Here is a 16,520-nt window from a genome sequence, read left to right on the forward strand (position 1 = left end):
AAATGAGTAGATATAATAATCTAAATACCATTCCTGTAAAAACTTACAGATGGCTTAAAATTAATGATATAAGTTTAAAAGAAAACTATATCCCTAAATATAATGAGTATAAAAAGGAATTTATTAATATAGAAAATACTGAAAATTACAATTTAATTAAAACTATTGATTCACCTTTATACTCAGAACTACTTTCTAATGATTTTGGGGTTAGTACAGAACTTGTAAATGAGGCTATAGAAAACTTTAATGCTGGCTTCTCACTTACTATAAAAAAAGACTTTAAATTAAAAGAACCTAAACTTGTAAACTTTAAAGTTGATGAACTTAACCCTGAGCTTATCGATTATAATATAATAAAACTTGAAGAAAATAGTGAAGCAAGCTTAGTTATTAACTATTCTTCAGATAATAATATTCAAGGTTACCATAATGGTGTTACTAAAATTGTAGTTGCTGATGGAGCTAAACTAAATCTTATAATAATTCAAGATTTTAACTCAGAAAGCTTAAACTTTAATTCTGTAGTTTCACATATTTATGGTTCTGGAGAAATCAACTTTATTCCTATGGAGCTTGGAAGTTTAAATACAATTACCAACTACCACTCCTCCCTACTTGGAGAAAAATCTAAGAGTTATTTAAACTCTATTTATATAGGCGATAAAGAACGTAAAATAGATATTAATTATATAATGAATCACTTTGGAAAAGGATCTTTAAGTGAAATTAAAACTAAAGGTGTTTTAATGGATAAATCAAAAAAAACTTTTAGAGGAACTTTAGATTTTAAAAAGGGTGCTTCTAAATCCAAAGGAATTGAAGATGAATTTGTAATGCTTCTAAGTCCTAAAGTAAGAAACAATTCAATTCCTTTACTACTATGTGAAGAACATGACGTTGAAGGCCAGCATGCAGCATCTGCTGGTAAAATAGATGAGGATACACTATTCTATCTTATGAGTAGAGGGCTAAGCGAGAAAGATTCTAAAAAACTTCTTGTAGAAGCTTATTTAAAACCTGTTATAGAAAAAATACCTTTTGAAAATTTAAAGCTTGAAATCTTAGAAACACTTAAAGGAAGATTAAATAATGTTTAAAAATTTAATAAATGAATTTCCTATTTTAAATCAAAAGGTTAATAATCAAAGATTAGTTTATCTAGATAGCGGAGCTACAACTCAAAAACCAAATTCTGTAGTTTCTTCTCTAGAAAACTACTATAACAGTATAAATGCTAACCCTCATAGAGGAGCTTATTGCTTAAGTACTGCTGCTACTGAAGCTTTTGAAAATTCTAGAGAAAAAGTTAAGAATTTTATAAATGCTAATTCTTCTAAAGAAATAATTTTTACTAAAGGAGCTACTGAAGCTCTTAACCTTGTAGCTTACTCTTATGGAATGCATTGTGTAAATGAGGATGATGAAATATTAGTTGCTATTTCAGAACATCATTCTAACTTAATTCCATGGCAACAGGTTGCAAAAATTAAAAATGCTAAATTAAAATTTCTTTATTTAAATGATAATTTAGAAATAGATGAAGAAGAATATAAATCTAAAATAAATGAAAATACTAAAATTTTAGCTATAGCTCATATATCTAATGTAACTGGAGCCATAAACCCTATAAAAGATTTAATAAACTATGCTCACAAATTTAATACTAAAGTTGTTGTTGATGCAGCTCAAAGCATAGCACACCATAAAGTAGATGTTACAGATTTAGATGCAGATTTTTTAGTATTCTCTGGTCATAAAATGTTTGCTCCTATGGGCATCGGAATTTTATATGGTAAAGAAGAACTTTTAGAATCAATGCCACCATTTTTATATGGCGGTGATATGGTGGAATATGTTTATGAACAAGAAACTACCTTTGACGAATTGCCTCATAAATTTGAAGGTGGTACTCAAAATGTTGAAGGTGCTATAGGACTTTCAAAGGCTATTGATTTCATAAATGAGCTTGGAATTAATAATATTGAGATTTACGAAAAAGAAATTGTAGATTATGCTACTGAAAAACTTGAAAATTTAGGTTTCTTAAATCTATATCGCCCTAAAGGAAACAATCATAGTAGTGTTCTCTCCTTCTCTGTTGAAGGTATTCATCCTCATGATTTGGCTAGCATACTAGATTCTAAGTCTATCTGTGTACGTTCTGGAAATCATTGTGCACAACCACTTATGAGATACCTTGGGATCAATTCTACTTGTAGAGCTAGCTTCTCGATTTATAATTCAAAAGAGGATGTAGATGCTTTAATAGAAGCTTTAATATATTCAAGGAGGTTATTTGGTTATGGACATGAATAGTATTTATACAGAATTAATATTAGAGCATAATAGCTCTAATAGAAACAGAAGACATCTAGACTTACCTGATAGAATTGAAAAAGGCCATAATCCTAGTTGTGGTGATGAAATAGCTTTAGAAATCAAATTTAATAACAATATTATAGAAGATGTTTCTTTTACAGGAACAGGCTGCGCAATATCACAAGCCTCAACTTCTATAATGATAGATCTTATAAAGGGAAAATCTAAAGAAGAAGCGCTTGAACTTACTACTACTTTTATAAATATGATAAAAAAAGAAATTCAAGATGAGGATCTTTTAGAAAAACTTGAAGATGCCCTTATATTTCAAAACATTTCAAATATGCCAGCTAGAGTAAAATGCGCTGTCCTTGCATGGCATACTTTAAATGAAGTTATAAAAAAAGATTAAAATTCTCTATAAGGAAAGGCTACTAACTATAATAATTCAAATTATAATTAGTAGCCTTTTTATTTATTAATGTATTGCTCTTTTTTTGCACTTCTTTCCTGTTGCCTCAACACTTGATATAGTAATTAACGCATCTTCATCAAAACCATTTACTATATTTTTAAGCTTTGCTATCTCAAGTCTTGTTACAACAACATATATTACATTTATGTCTTCTCCCTTATATGCACCTTTCCCATCTAACAAAGTAAGGCTTCTTCCAAGTCTTTGCATTATTGCTTCTGAAATTTCTGTAGTTTTATCCGATACAATAAATACAGCTTTTGCTTCGTCTAATCCTTCAACCGTGATATCTATGGTTTTAAAAGCAATAAAATAGGCTATTAATGAATACATTGCCCTATCCCAACCAAATAGAATTGCAGAACCACCTAAAATAAATAAATTAAAAAACATTACTATTTCGCCAATAGAAAATGCTGTTTTTTTATCAAGCATTATGGCCACTATTTCTGTACCATCTAGTGAACCACCATTCCTTATAATAATTCCTATTCCAACACCAATTATTATACCGCCAAATACAGTCGCTAAAAGTACATCATGTGTTATTCCTGGTATAGGATGCAAAAATGATACACTTATTGATAAGCATATGACTGCAATCAATGTTAAAATAGCAAAAGTTTTACCTATTTGCTTATATCCCATTATGAAAAAAGGTAAATTTAATACAAATATAAATACTCCTAATGGTAAATTTGTTAAATAACTTGCCATAATAGATATACCTGTAATTCCACCATCAATAATATTGTTTGGTATTAAAAATATTTCAAGTCCTACTGATACTATAAATGCACCTAATATTACAAAAATAACCCTCTTAATATTAATTAAAATCTTGTTGTTCTTTTTCCCCATCTAAATCCTCCTTTGTAAAATATAATTATTATCTACTAATAATTATACAGAAAAATAGATAACTAGTCAAAAATCATTAATATATTTCAAGCTAAATAAAGCCAAAAAAGCCTATCTTTATAATTTCACTTATAGCTATAAAATATAACAATATGACTAGTTATCTTTAAAATTATATTATATTTTTTGATATATTGTATGTGTTCCCTCTTGACCATTAACAATTATATTATTAAATACATTGTTTTGAACCTCTTGCTTAAATACCGCTCCATCTTGTGAATGTTGTGTTGTTGGAAGATTATCTTCAACAACATCCCTATATTCAAAATATTGCCCCTTTGATAATCTATTTAGTTTTTCTGAATCTATGTGACTTTGGCTCATAGCTTTACCTCCTAAAATAAATAATCAATATTATTTTAGCCATTAAAAAATTAGTTATTCTAATAAATAAAATTTCTTTTTTTTATTTATTTATACGTGAATTCTTAATTTTCCATTAACTTTTTTTCTAATTATTACAATATTATAATTTTAATGTTAATATATTTTTATCATTTAATTTATTAGGGGGATAACTTTTATGAAGGTCGTATTGGTAGCTTGTTCAGGAGGTGTAGTTTCTGGGTTACTATGCAATTCTATAAAAAAAGCAGGCTTAAATAGTAATATTAAAATAGAATGTGATTCTATTTTGAATATAAATAATAAAGAAAATTTAAATAAATATAAAGATAATGATGTACTCCTTATTTATTGTGGTGCTAATCAACTAAATAAAACTTCAATAAATACTTTCAGTGATTCCTTAAAAGGAATTTTTGTAGCTCCTCAGTTAAGATATTATATACCTAATATTCTACCCATAATCGCTTCTAAAAATATATATTGCACTTCTATAGACAATAATGTTTTCACTAGTATGGATGGAAATAAGATATTAGACTATATTATGGATAAAATATAATTTTAAAAAAGAGAAGTGACAGCTCACTTCTCTTAAATTTTAATTTCAAAAAAACTTTCTATACCATAAATTATACAAGAATAATTTTAGTTTTTATTTCGAAACACCTTATGTAAATCTGCTTTTAATTTTACACCTAATTCTTTAAATACAACATCTAAAGCTTCTAACGTTTTATAAAGTTTTTCTTCATCACTGTTTTCACCCATATGTCCTATTCTAATTATTTTATCCTTTAAAAAATCAAATCCACCTGCTATTAATATATTATGTTCATTTCTCATTTTATTGAAAATATCACTAAAACTTATACTATCTGGTACTAATATTGTAGTTACAGTATTAGAATGACAATCTCTTGAAAGCAACTCAAGCCCTGCTGCATTTACAGCTTTTCTTACAGCTTCTGCATTTCTCTTATGTCTATCTATTATCTCTTTATCTTCTATAACATTATTCAAAGCTTCATCAAATGCATTTAATGCACTTATAGGCTGAGTATATGGAAACCATTTATTTTCATACCAATTATTCCAAATTGTTAAATTTGCATAAAAACTTCTTATAGGTTCTTTTCTATTATTCATAACTTCAAAAGCTCTTTCACTTATACTTAGGAAAGTAAGTCCTGGAGGAGCTGAAAGACACTTTTGAGAACCGCCTAATGCTATATCTATTTTATAATCATCTACATAAAGCTCTTCACCAAAGGTACTAGCTACAGTATCCACAACGGTTAATATATTGTATTCATTAAGAAGTTTACATACATTTTTTATATCATTTGTTATTCCAGATGGAGTTTCACAATGAACTAACGTGGCTACTTTAAAATCGTGGTTATCTTTTAAGAATTTTTCTACTTCTTTAAAATCTATTCCTGCTCTCCTATCTAAATGAAGATAAGTTACCTCACCACCATAAAGTTTTGCAAAATCTCCAAACCCTTCTCCAAAGATTCCATTCTCTATACATAAAACTTTATCGCTTGGTTCTATCAAAGATGCACACGCAGCTTCTAACCCTAATATTCCTTCTCCATCCAAAACCAAAGTTCTATTCTTAGTTTTTAAAAGCAGCTTCAATTTTTCACAAATCCCTTTATAAAACTCATAGAAATCTAAATCTAAATCTGGATTTGTTATCTCTCTTGCCATGGCACTTCTTACATTTTCTTTAAGTGTAGTAGGTCCTGGCGTCATCATTAACTTACTCATAAGAAAGCCTCCTCTATATATCTAAAACTATTTTTTTACTTTTGAATCCTGCTTTAAGTGATGAAGCTAATGGCAATCCTAAAATCGTACCTACAACACATTGCATAAAATTCCCATAAACCGATTGTAATGGTGCATATATATTTCCATATAAAATTATTTCTGTTATATAGTATCCAACTATCATTATTATAGTTGCTAGTACTATACCTATGGAATTATTGACAATTGGTTGTATCTTCTTAAACTTCTTTTTAAATTTACTATCCTTTTCGTATATAACTATCTCTCTACATGCCATTACTCCAATAATATATCCCATTGCAAATCTAATTATAAATGTGAATGGTGCCCATACTGCATATGGACTTGTAATATCAAAAAGCGCCATACCTATTCCACCAGATATAGCTCCTGCCTTTTTACCAAAAACTATAGCAACTGTAAAAAACATTACGTTTCCTAAATGAAATAATCCTCCCGGTGTTGGCCCAGGTATATTTATAAATCTTGTAGCAACATATACTAGAGCTATAAATAACCCATAAAGAGTTAAATTCCTAACATTTACTTTTTTCTTCTCGTTTTTCATTCTTCGAGCCCCCATTTCTTCTTTTAGTAATATACTAATATTATATTATCAATAAAATATTAGCAGCGCAAACTGTACGGGTACACATTTTCTTAATAATTAGCTTTAGTTTTATTAATATTTTTACCTTAACAAACTAAGACTAGCAAAAATTTATTTTTTGCTAGTCTTTCTATATTTATTCAACTTGAGTTATAAGTCTTTTCATTACATCCCTAAGCTTATTTTCTCCTATTTCTTCATGAGTCATAGCTATTACTAACTTTATATCATTATCTGAAGTATCCCATTTATAAGCTCTAATATCTAAAATCCCCTCTTCAGGAACTATTTCTTCTAAATCTGAAGCTACTTCTTCTGCTAAAGATATATATTCATCAAAAAGTTCATCTTCTGTTAAATTGTCTATATCTATATCTCCTTCATCATAATCCTCTTTCATTATTCTATCTAAAACATCAATTGAAATACTTAGATTAAAAGCTAGCATATCATCTCTCTTACTACCTTTTGTCATATCCTTAACTACATTAAATTCACTGTTTTCTTCTATTTCAGCCTTCATATCTTTACTATCTATGATTCTATTTCCAAATGCTACGTACATAATATCTCATCTCCTAATAGTTAATTATTTTCTTATATCATTATAAATTATGATTTTATATCTAGCAATTAATTATTTGTATATTTTTTTGTAAATAACAAATAATTAGTAATGTATTTTATAAATGTAATCTTATCTTATATATTGATATGATTCAATTAATTATAAATAATTTAAAACATCGTTTATATTACTTGGATTAAAATAAACAAGGGAGGTAATATTATTGAAAAAATTTGTTTGCGTTATATGTGGATATATCCATGAGGGGGATGCTCCTCCTAATGAGTGTCCAATTTGTAAAGCTGGTGCTGACAAATTCAAAGAAGTAACAGGGGATCTTAATTGGGCTGATGAACATCGTATAGGGATAGCTAAAGATATTGATAATGAAGTTCTAGAAGCTTTAAGATCTAATTTTATTGCAGAATGTACAGAAGTAGGTATGTATCTTGCAATGGCTCGTCAAGGTGATAGGGAAGGCTATCCAGAAGTAGCTGAGGCATATACTAGAATTGCCTATGAAGAAGCTGAACATGCTGCTAGATTTGCTGAAATGTTAGGTGAAGTAGTTATGGCAGACACAAAATCAAATCTTTCTGCAAGAGTAGAGGCAGAATATGGTGCTTGCGAAGGAAAGAAAAAATTGGCTACTCTAGCTAAGCAAAATAATCTAGATGCTATTCATGACAGCGTCCATGAAATGTGTAAAGATGAAGCTAGACACGGAAGAGCTTTTAAGGGACTACTTGAAAGATATTTTAGCAAATAGGAGGATTTAATTATGAAAATTAACTGTTCTGTTAACAATTGTTCTCACAATAATTCTGGAACATGTTTTGCAAATAGAATAAATATAGGGGGCGAAGGAGCTAAAAATAATGCTGACACTTGTTGCGCTTCCTTTTTAAGTGAAAAAACTTATGGATCTTTAACTAATAATACAAACTCTAATTCAGCATGCGATGCTTTAGTATGTAAAGCTTCAACATGTAATTATAATTCAAATAATTTATGTACATTAGATTCTATAAATGTATCAGGAAATGGTTCTAACCTATATACAGAAACTAATTGCGAAAGTTTTTCTTCATAAAGCAATATATTGTTATTTAGTAGAAAAACTTAATTATTATATTATTATATTGGAAAGTATATAAATTTTTATTTTCTTAAAATCAAAAATGATGATGTAAAAATTTATTCACTTTCCTCTTTTTATTAACATTTTAGCCTTAGTATGTTAAAATTATCATTAAATACAAATCTTAAAGGGGGCTACTTATTATGATTTCAACAAATATGAAGGAACTAGTTGCTAATAGTTCTTCTATTAGAGCTATGTTCGAAGAAGGTAAAAAATTATCATTATTATATGGGGATGATAATGTATTTGATTTTAGCTTAGGTAATCCTAATTTAAATCCACCTGAAATAATAAACAAACATATAACAAATATAATTTCTACTGAAAATCCACTTAACCTTCATGGATACATGAATAACTCTGGATATGAGGACGTTAGAATTAATATTGCAAATTTTTTAAACAAAAAACATAATATTAATTTAAATGAAGAAAATATCCTAATGTGTTGTGGAGCAGCCGCAGGATTAAATGTAGTTTTAAAAACTATTTTAAATCCTAATGATGAAGTAATTGTATTTGCTCCATTCTTTGGTGAATATAAGCATTATATAAATAATCATCTAGGGAAAATTGTAGTTATACCACCTACACATGATTTTCAACCTGATTTAATAACTCTAGCTAATTCAATAACAGCTAATACAAAAGCTGTAGTAATAAACACACCAAATAATCCTACTGGCATTATTTATTCACATACCACACTTAAAGAAATTTCTAAAATATTAGATAAAAAGCAAAAAGAATTTAAAACATCAATACACCTAATATCAGACGAGCCATATAGAGAAATAGTATATGATAATATATCTGTACCTTACATTTTAAAGTATTATGATAATAGCTTTGTGGTTTATTCTTATAGTAAATCTCTATCCCTTCCTGGAGAGCGTATAGGTTATATAGTTACTAATAGTACTATGGACGATTTTGAAAATGTAATACAAGGCTTGAATGTAGCAAACCGAATTTTAGGTTTTGTAAATGCACCCTCACTATTTCAAAAAGTAATTGCAAATTCTCTAGGCTTAGAGGTAGATATAAATGAATATAAAAAAAATAGGGATTTACTATATAACCACCTTATAAATTTAGGTTTTTCTTGTATAAAACCTAATGGTGCTTTTTATTTATTTCCAAAATCACCTATTGAAAATGATCTAGACTTTGTAAATAAAGCCAAAGACTTTAACCTACTTTTAGTACCAGGATCAGCCTTTGGTGCTCCTGGTTATTTTAGATTAGCGTATTGTATAAGCTATGAAAAAATTAAAAATTCTTTACCTAGCTTTACAAAACTTGCTGAATACTATAATCTGAATAAAAAATAGTAATAGTATATAATTAATATTTACATAAAAAATAGAAGTCTAAGATTTTATCCTAAACTTCTATCTTTATGTATATTATTTATTACTTTCAAAAAAGTCAGTTAAAATATTTTTTGCCATAGGTGTAAACTCATATTCACTTATATTTTTTTTAGATATCCACTTATTTGCAACAATATTATCATGACACACTATTCTTTCCTTTACATAACCCATGTATACCATTACAGTATCTCCAGTCTCTTCATTTACAATATATTCTCTAAAAGGTTCTAAATCAAATATTATAGTCTTAAGATCTTCTTTTATTGTTCTATTTGCACATTTTTCAGTTGTTTCTTTTCCCTTTAAAGTTCTGCTAAAAATATCCCATAACTTAGGTTCTGTTTTTTTGACCTTTCTTTGTATTACTAAGACACTATTAAAATTGTCTCTAATTATAACCTGAGCTCCAATAATCTTTGACATACTAGTTCCTCCATATAATTATAAATATTTCCTAATTTATATTATATAATTAAATAACCTCTATTTGCAAATTACTTATCCATGTTTAAAGTCAATTATTTTATAAACATCTATAATTTCTTTTTATATTCAAATTAATTCTAAAAAAAGCCATCTATACTCATATAAATGGCTTTTCTAATTTTATCTATTTCCTCCATTCACTTGTTCTACCCAAGTAGAGCCTGATGGTCCTGGATTAATCGGATTTGGTAAATATGATTTTACAACTCTTACTATTGTTAAGAAGTCATATCTGTACGAAATTGTATTATCTCCCCAATGCTTGGACAACAAATCAAATGCTTTATGAACATCATTAACCATTGCATCCCATTCTGTATCTGTAGGTGTTCCTTTTTTATAGAACTTTCTTAACTCTTTTAGATAATTATCTACCTCTTCCCTAGTTAATTTTGCATCATATATATTATCTTTTTCATTATCCATTTGAGTTATTATATTTTCTATATTCTCTATATGATTTGCAAAACCAGATAAATTGAAATCTTTATTTATATCAGTACTATTAATAGCCTTTTCCCTATTGTCTGTAAATAAATTTCTTTGAAGCAATCCATAAACTCCTCTGTTATAAGCATTATCAACTAAAACAAATTCTGCCCATGGATCCTTAGCCCCTTTTAAAAATTCGTCAAATTTATTCTTTGGAATAGCATTTAAGAATTCCCTAGTCAATGTTATAGATATTCCAGAACTTAACGCTGCTGTAGTATATGATGGATCATCTACTTCTCCTGTTTTTAAAGTTACAAAATCATCATGTGTTGCTGAATCTCCTAAATAATCTACATATTGTTTTTTAACTTCATTAAAATTTCCTGCTTCTTGTTGGAAAGGTCCGTCTGGATGTTTCTTTTGAATAGGCCAATAATATTGTTGTCCATCAACCATTACTGGATTTGCTGTTTCTCCAGCTGCAGGTGGTACTAATGCACAGGTGCAATTCTCTTTTATTGATAAACCAACCAAAAAATTATGATTCAATTTAAATAACTCTTCTGTTGTCCCAATTCCCATAGCTAAATATTTTGAAGGCATCCATATTCTAAGATCATTATAACCATTAACCTTCATAGGCATTTTTTTAGGTAGTCCAATAACTATTTGTGTTGGGTGACTTGGATTATAAGTTATAAGCTTATTCCCTGTATTAGTCTTAACATCATTATTATAATATTCATTTTCATTTGCTACTAAATCACTTATTTTTAAATCTTTCTTACCTTTTTCCCAAGTTGATGGTAACTTAGCATATTCAGGATATACTACATTTCCTCTAAATTGATTAGGTTTTATATTAGTAGGATTTATACTGTTTCCATCCTTTTTTGCCTTTACAATAAATACTCTACTTGTATTTAACGGTATTAATTGCTCATCTTGTTTTAAATTTATTGTTACATTATTTCCATCCTGCTTAAAAGAAGCTGCATTTGCCACTTCTAATATTTGAGCTGATGTATTAAAACTTAATCCCCAACTTGAAAAATCATTACCTCCCCATATATACGATTTATTAGGGTTAGCAATATAAACTGCCCATTGTACTGTATCCTCATTTTCGTCTACTACTTTATATCCTACCGCTGGCTGACCTACTGCTTTATCTGGCAAAACAATATCTATCTTATTCTCATTTTTAGTTACTTTATGAGTAATTGAATTTTGACTCATAGTTTTTCCAAAGCTATTAATAAGTTCTGCCGTATACACATACTCTCCATTTAATTTATTTTTAAATTGTTTTTCTGCCTTTTGTGCATTAGGTGAATTATTTACTAGTTTTTCTTCCCATACTAATTTTCCGTTTTCATAAAGTCGCCAACTATCTGCATTATTTCCATACCATAAACTCATACTTATAGTATAATCTGTTTCTCCATTCCAAGCATCCTTTGTAAGTGTAGAAACTGCTGGTGCTCCAGTTGTATTTGAAACTGCACTAACAATAGTACTTGTCTCTTTAGAATTATCCTTGGTTTGAGCCATAGCTTGTACCACACTAGGTGATACTTCTGTCATAATCATGGTAGCTACTACTAACTTTACAATTAACCTTGCGCTTTTACTCATAAAAAAACGCCTCCTTATTAAATAATTCAACTAAATAATAGCACTTATTGTAAACATTTTCAATATATGTAATAACTTTTTCTTATGTTTTATTTTTATAGCTTTAACCCCTATTTCCAAATAAACACATAGTTAATAGTATATACTTATTTCAATGAACTTCTAAATTTAAATTATTAACTGTTCAAAAAATCATTAATATATAATTATTTATTAAAAATTATATATTAACTATTTGCTAAGTAGCATAATGTTAAAGTTAGTTAAAAAAGCCATTTATAAAATATAAATGGCTTTTAAAAATTTCTATCTATTTCCACCATTTACCTGTTCAACCCAAGAAGGACCTGATGGACCTGGATTCATTGGATTTGGTAAATATGCTTTTGCTACCCTTAATATTGTTAAAAAATCATATCTATAAGAAATTGTATTGTCACCCCAATGCTTGGACAATAAATCAAATGTATTATGAACATCATTAACCATTGCATTCCATTCTGCATCTGTAGGTGTTCCTTTTTTATAAAAATTTCTTAATTCTTTTAAATAATTATCCACTTCTTCCTTTGTCAATTTCGCATCATATATATTATCTTTCTCATTATCCATTTGAGTTATTATATTTCTTATTGTTTCAATATGACTTGCAAAACCTGATAAATCAAAATCCTTGTTTATATCAGTACTATTCATAGCCTTTTCTCTATTAGTAGTAAATAAATTTCTTTGAAGCAATCCATAAACTCCTCTATTATATGCATTATCCACTAATACAAATTCTGCCCATGGATCCTTTGCTCCCTTTATAAATTCATCAAATCTATTTTTAGGAATAGCATTTAAAAACTCTCTAGTTAAAGTTAATGATATACCTGAACTTATGGCAGATGTAACATATGAAGAATCATCTGGTTCTCCAGTTTTTAAAGTTACAAAATTCTCATGTTCTGCAGTATCACCTAAATAATCTACATACTGCTTCTTTACCTCATTAAAGTTTCCCTTCTCCTGTTGGAAAGGTCCATCTGGATGTTTTTTCTGAATAGGCCAAGACCAAAGCTTGCCATCCACCATTACTTTATTTTCACTATATCCTGATTCAATAGGTGCTAACCCACAAGTAAAATTTTCTTTTATAGATAATCCTACTAAAAAATTTGGATTAAATTTAAATAATTCTTGATCTGTTCCTATTCCCATAGCTAAATATTTAGATGGCATCCAAATTTTTAACCCCTTTACACCATTAACTGGCATTGGCATAGAATTAGGCAATCCTATTACTAATTGAGTATTATGGCTCGGATTATAAGTTATAAGTTTATTTCCAGTATTAGTATTAATTTTTGTATTATAATAATCTTCAGTATTTGCTATTAAATCCGTTATTTTTAAATCCTTTTTTCCCTTTTCCCAAGTTGGTGGTAACTTTGAATATTCTGGATATATAACATTACCTCTAAATTGATTTGGCTTTATATTGGTAGGTTCTATATTTTTTCCTTCTTTTTTAGCTTTAACTATAAAAACTTTAGTTGTATTTAATGGTATTAGTTGATCATCCTGCTTTAAATTAATAGTCACATTATTTGCATCCTGAGTAAACGAAGATGCATTTTCTACTGATAATATTTTAGCTGAAGTATTAAAGCTTAATCCCCAACTTGAAAAATCCTTTCCAGCCCATATATAAGATTTGTTAGGATTTGCAATATATAATGCCCATTGTATAGTTGATTCATCTTCACTTATAAGTTTATATCCCACTGCTGGCAATCCTACTGCTTTATCTGGAAGATTAATATCTAGCTTCACTTCATTTTTAGTTACTTTATGGGACACTGAACTTTGAATCACTGTCTTTCCAAAACTATTAATAAGTTCTGCAGTATAAATATATTCTCCATTAGGCTTATCCTTAAAACTCATTTGTGCCTTTTGTGGATTTGGTGAATTGTTAATTAAGTTTTCTTCTAAAATTAACTTTCCGTTTTCATAAAGACGCCAACTATCAGCATTATTCCCATACCATAAATTCATAGTTATGGTATAGTCTGCTTCTCCATCCCACTTATCCTTACTTAACATTCCACTAGCTGGTACACCTGTAGTATTTGCTAGGGCGTTAACTCCTGTTTTTATTGTTTTGTCTTCTTTAGTTTGAGCCATCGCTTGTCCAACATTCGGTGATACTTCTGCAATTATCATTGTAGCCACTACTAATTTTACAATTAATCTTGCGCTTCTACTCATAAAAAGCACCCCCCCATTAAATAATTCGTATACATATTAACATATTTTGTAATTGTTTTCAATAACCTCTATAACTATATTAAATTATTTTTTAGTAATTTTTATTTTTTCTTTTTAATATATTTATAATGTTATTTAATTCTTATTGGGGTAATTGTAATGAGCATGGAACATGATATTGAAAAATCTGTAGAAAAGGGCTTACGAAAAGGTATAGTTGGGGCAGTAGAAGAACTTATCGATAACGGGTCTATAGACAAAATTGCTCAGATACTAGTTTGTACTGCAGAAACTCAAGTACTTCAGATAATAGAAATTACAGCTATAGCAGCTATAGCTTCTCGCGCAAATGGTAACTCTGTCCTATCTGGTTTTGAAAAAGCTATGGAGCAAGCTCTAACTACCTCTGCTAAAACTACTCTTATTGAAATACAAAATATTTTAATAAATCTTTTGAAAAATAAATATGGCAATTTAGATTCTACTTCTTTAGAAAAGGAAATAAAGGCTACTACTGACATTGATAAATTAAATTCTATGATTCAAGATGTTATCTCCCATGAAAGCATAGAAAGTTTTACATCTGGCGCAAAATCAGTATAAAAAAACACTTTATAGTTCTACTATAAAGTGTTTTTTTATATTAATACTAACCTTCCCAACCTTCTGGGAATTCAGCTGAATGCCATATATTTTGAACATCATCATCATCTTCTAATAAGTCAAGCATTTTTTGAAATTTCTTTGCATCTTCTTCATTTATCTCAGTATAAGTATCAGGAATCATCTTAACTTCGGCCTCTAAGAATTCCATTCCTTTTTCTTCTAAAGCTTCTCTAACTGTACCAAAATCTTCTGGTGCTGTAGTTATTACGAAAACTTCATCCTCTGCTGAGAAGTCCTCTGCTCCAGCATCTAATGCCATCATCATTAATTCATCTTCATCTTGATCTTCTTTTTCTATTATTATTTCACCTTTTTGTTGAAACATGAATCCTACACACCCTGAAGTTCCCATGTTTCCACCACCTTTAGTGAAAGCACTTCTTACGTTTCCTGCTGATCTATTCTTGTTATCAGTTAATGTTTCAACTATAACAGCTACTCCAGATGGACCATAACCTTCGTATACTATAGTTTCAAAATTAACTGCTCCTAGTTCTCCAGAAGCTTTCTTTATAGCTCTTTGTATGTTATCATTTGGCATATTTGCAGCTTTTGCTTTTGCAACCACATCTCTAAGTCTAGCATTGGTATCTAAGTTACCTCCGCCATTTTTTACTGCCATCATAAGTTCTTTACCTATTTTAGTAAAAACTTTACCTCTTTTAGAATCCATTTTACCTTTTTTTGCTTGGATATTATGCCACTTTGAATGTCCTGACATCTTTCTTCCTCCTAATCTCTGTATATGAAGTTTTAATTGTTACTTTATAAACACTTTTCCATTATAACACAGGGCTTTTACCTATTCAACTTTCAAAACTAAATGTTTGCATAAAGCCTATTTTCTTGTTTAAAGTATATATCTTCCTTATCCTTTGTTATTATAATCTTAGCATTTGTGCGTTCTATTAACTCTTTACAAATAACTTCTGAAGAATCCATATCAGCTAATATATAAAGTTTGACTTCATCTGTATACTCCACCTCTTCTATATGCCAATTATTCTCTCCACATATATATTGAACCTTTCCTAAAAGGTCATAATTCATACTTATTCCTAACCTAATCCCCCTAACCTTCTCTACTATGCCAGAAGCTTTAATAGCTATAGCTGCTCCTTTAGTGTAAGCCCTTGTAAGTCCTCCAGCCCCTAAAAGTATTCCTCCAAAATATCTTGTTACAACTATAGCACAATCTGTAATTCCATTTTTCTTTATTACCTCTAATATAGGTATCCCCGCAGTTCCTTGTGGTTCTCCATCATCACTATATCTTTGAATATTTAAATTTTCTCCTACAGCATAAGCTGAGCAATTGTGAGTTGCATCTTTATGTTTACTTTTTATAGCTGCTACAAACTCCTTAGCCTCTTCTTCTGTACTTACTCTTTTTACGTATCCTATGAAAAGAGATTTCTTTTCTTCAAAGCTGTCTTCAGCTGTAGTTTTAACTGTTAAATAACTCATTT

At 28.9% G+C, this 16,520-nt stretch carries 18 protein-coding genes; 8 read left to right on the plus strand and 10 right to left on the minus strand.

Annotation, left to right across the window (positions count from 1 at the left end; translation table 11 throughout):
- Positions 1-2 precede the first annotated feature (2 nt).
- Genes sufD through sufU form a run of 3 tightly spaced genes read left to right on the plus strand, consistent with a single transcriptional unit; the run spans position 3 to position 2,734 of the window.
- Positions 3-1,100 (plus strand): Fe-S cluster assembly protein SufD, encoded by a 1,098-nt coding sequence (gene sufD / locus BUB01_RS00245; protein ID WP_072984104.1) that lies wholly within the window; start codon positions 3-5, stop codon positions 1,098-1,100.
- On the plus strand, positions 1,093-2,319 hold the full coding sequence (locus tag BUB01_RS00250) for a cysteine desulfurase (RefSeq protein ID WP_072984106.1): 1,227 nt from the start codon (positions 1,093-1,095) through the stop codon (positions 2,317-2,319). Before sufD ends, BUB01_RS00250 begins: the two co-directional genes overlap by 8 nt.
- On the plus strand, positions 2,306-2,734 hold the full coding sequence (sufU, locus tag BUB01_RS00255; RefSeq protein ID WP_072984108.1) for a Fe-S cluster assembly sulfur transfer protein SufU: 429 nt from the start codon (positions 2,306-2,308) through the stop codon (positions 2,732-2,734). The genes BUB01_RS00250 and sufU overlap by 14 nt, the downstream gene beginning before the upstream one ends.
- Positions 2,735-2,800: 66 nt before the next feature.
- Here sufU and BUB01_RS00260 read toward each other — a convergent pair whose 3' ends face one another.
- Both BUB01_RS00260 and BUB01_RS00265 read right to left on the minus strand, forming a co-directional pair.
- Positions 2,801-3,658 carry a YitT family protein gene (locus BUB01_RS00260; protein WP_072984110.1) on the minus strand — a complete coding sequence of 286 codons (858 nt, stop codon included), beginning with the start codon at positions 3,656-3,658 and terminating at the stop codon, positions 2,801-2,803.
- 177 nt (positions 3,659-3,835) lie between these two features.
- Positions 3,836-4,045 carry a hypothetical protein gene (locus BUB01_RS00265; protein WP_072984112.1) on the minus strand — a complete coding sequence of 70 codons (210 nt, stop codon included), beginning with the start codon at positions 4,043-4,045 and terminating at the stop codon, positions 3,836-3,838.
- 199 nt (positions 4,046-4,244) lie between these two features.
- Between BUB01_RS00265 and BUB01_RS00270 the strand changes: the two genes are divergently transcribed.
- Positions 4,245-4,628 carry a PTS sugar transporter subunit IIB gene (locus tag BUB01_RS00270; RefSeq protein ID WP_072984114.1) on the plus strand — a complete coding sequence of 128 codons (384 nt, stop codon included), beginning with the start codon at positions 4,245-4,247 and terminating at the stop codon, positions 4,626-4,628.
- Between the two features lie 86 nt (positions 4,629-4,714).
- On the opposite strand, the gene BUB01_RS00275 is transcribed toward BUB01_RS00270, so the two are convergent.
- The 3 genes from BUB01_RS00275 to BUB01_RS00285 all read right to left on the minus strand — a co-directional run bounded on the left by BUB01_RS00275 (position 4,715) and on the right by BUB01_RS00285 (position 7,044).
- A complete protein-coding gene (locus BUB01_RS00275; protein WP_072984116.1) occupies positions 4,715-5,845 on the minus strand; it encodes a pyridoxal-phosphate-dependent aminotransferase family protein in 1,131 nt (376 codons plus the stop codon).
- Positions 5,846-5,858: 13 nt separating this feature from the next.
- A complete protein-coding gene (locus BUB01_RS00280) occupies positions 5,859-6,437 on the minus strand; it encodes an ECF transporter S component (RefSeq protein ID WP_072984118.1) in 579 nt (192 codons plus the stop codon).
- A 178-nt stretch (positions 6,438-6,615) separates the two neighbouring features.
- Positions 6,616-7,044, minus strand: coding sequence for a hypothetical protein (locus tag BUB01_RS00285; protein WP_072984120.1), 429 nt, complete (start codon positions 7,042-7,044; stop codon positions 6,616-6,618).
- Between the two features lie 226 nt (positions 7,045-7,270).
- Here BUB01_RS00285 and BUB01_RS00290 point away from each other — a divergent pair, with 226 nt between their 5' ends.
- The 3 genes from BUB01_RS00290 (at position 7,271) to BUB01_RS00300 (ending at position 9,525) form a co-directional block, all read left to right on the plus strand.
- Complete coding sequence (locus tag BUB01_RS00290) at positions 7,271-7,816, plus strand: NADH peroxidase (RefSeq protein ID WP_072984122.1); 546 nt, start codon at positions 7,271-7,273, stop codon at positions 7,814-7,816.
- Positions 7,817-7,825: 9 nt separating this feature from the next.
- Positions 7,826-8,140 carry a DUF1540 domain-containing protein gene (locus tag BUB01_RS00295; RefSeq protein ID WP_072984124.1) on the plus strand — a complete coding sequence of 105 codons (315 nt, stop codon included), beginning with the start codon at positions 7,826-7,828 and terminating at the stop codon, positions 8,138-8,140.
- A gap of 191 nt (positions 8,141-8,331) precedes the next feature.
- Positions 8,332-9,525, plus strand: coding sequence for a pyridoxal phosphate-dependent aminotransferase (locus BUB01_RS00300; protein WP_072984126.1), 1,194 nt, complete (start codon positions 8,332-8,334; stop codon positions 9,523-9,525).
- Positions 9,526-9,600: 75 nt separating this feature from the next.
- Here BUB01_RS00300 and BUB01_RS00305 read toward each other — a convergent pair whose 3' ends face one another.
- The 3 genes from BUB01_RS00305 to BUB01_RS00315 form a co-directional block, all read right to left on the minus strand.
- Complete coding sequence (locus tag BUB01_RS00305; protein WP_072984128.1) at positions 9,601-9,993, minus strand: NUDIX hydrolase; 393 nt, start codon at positions 9,991-9,993, stop codon at positions 9,601-9,603.
- Positions 9,994-10,176: 183 nt separating this feature from the next.
- Positions 10,177-12,129 (minus strand): chitinase N-terminal domain-containing protein, encoded by a 1,953-nt coding sequence (locus tag BUB01_RS00310; RefSeq protein ID WP_072984130.1) that lies wholly within the window; start codon positions 12,127-12,129, stop codon positions 10,177-10,179.
- Between the two features lie 306 nt (positions 12,130-12,435).
- Positions 12,436-14,385 (minus strand): early set domain-containing protein, encoded by a 1,950-nt coding sequence (locus tag BUB01_RS00315; protein WP_072984132.1) that lies wholly within the window; start codon positions 14,383-14,385, stop codon positions 12,436-12,438.
- A 159-nt stretch (positions 14,386-14,544) separates the two neighbouring features.
- Between BUB01_RS00315 and BUB01_RS00320 the strand changes: the two genes are divergently transcribed.
- Positions 14,545-14,988, plus strand: a complete 444-nt coding sequence (locus BUB01_RS00320) for a hypothetical protein (RefSeq protein WP_072984134.1) — start codon at positions 14,545-14,547, stop codon at positions 14,986-14,988.
- Positions 14,989-15,034: 46 nt separating this feature from the next.
- Here BUB01_RS00320 and BUB01_RS00325 read toward each other — a convergent pair whose 3' ends face one another.
- Both BUB01_RS00325 and BUB01_RS00330 read right to left on the minus strand, forming a co-directional pair.
- Positions 15,035-15,772 (minus strand): YebC/PmpR family DNA-binding transcriptional regulator, encoded by a 738-nt coding sequence (locus BUB01_RS00325; protein WP_072984136.1) that lies wholly within the window; start codon positions 15,770-15,772, stop codon positions 15,035-15,037.
- Positions 15,773-15,870: 98 nt separating this feature from the next.
- A complete protein-coding gene (locus tag BUB01_RS00330) occupies positions 15,871-16,518 on the minus strand; it encodes a YigZ family protein (protein ID WP_072984138.1) in 648 nt (215 codons plus the stop codon).
- Positions 16,519-16,520: the final 2 nt, after the last annotated feature.

Source organism: Clostridium cavendishii DSM 21758 (assembly GCF_900141845.1).
In the GTDB taxonomy this organism is placed as follows: Bacteria; Bacillota; Clostridia; order Clostridiales; family Clostridiaceae; genus Clostridium_AG; species Clostridium_AG cavendishii.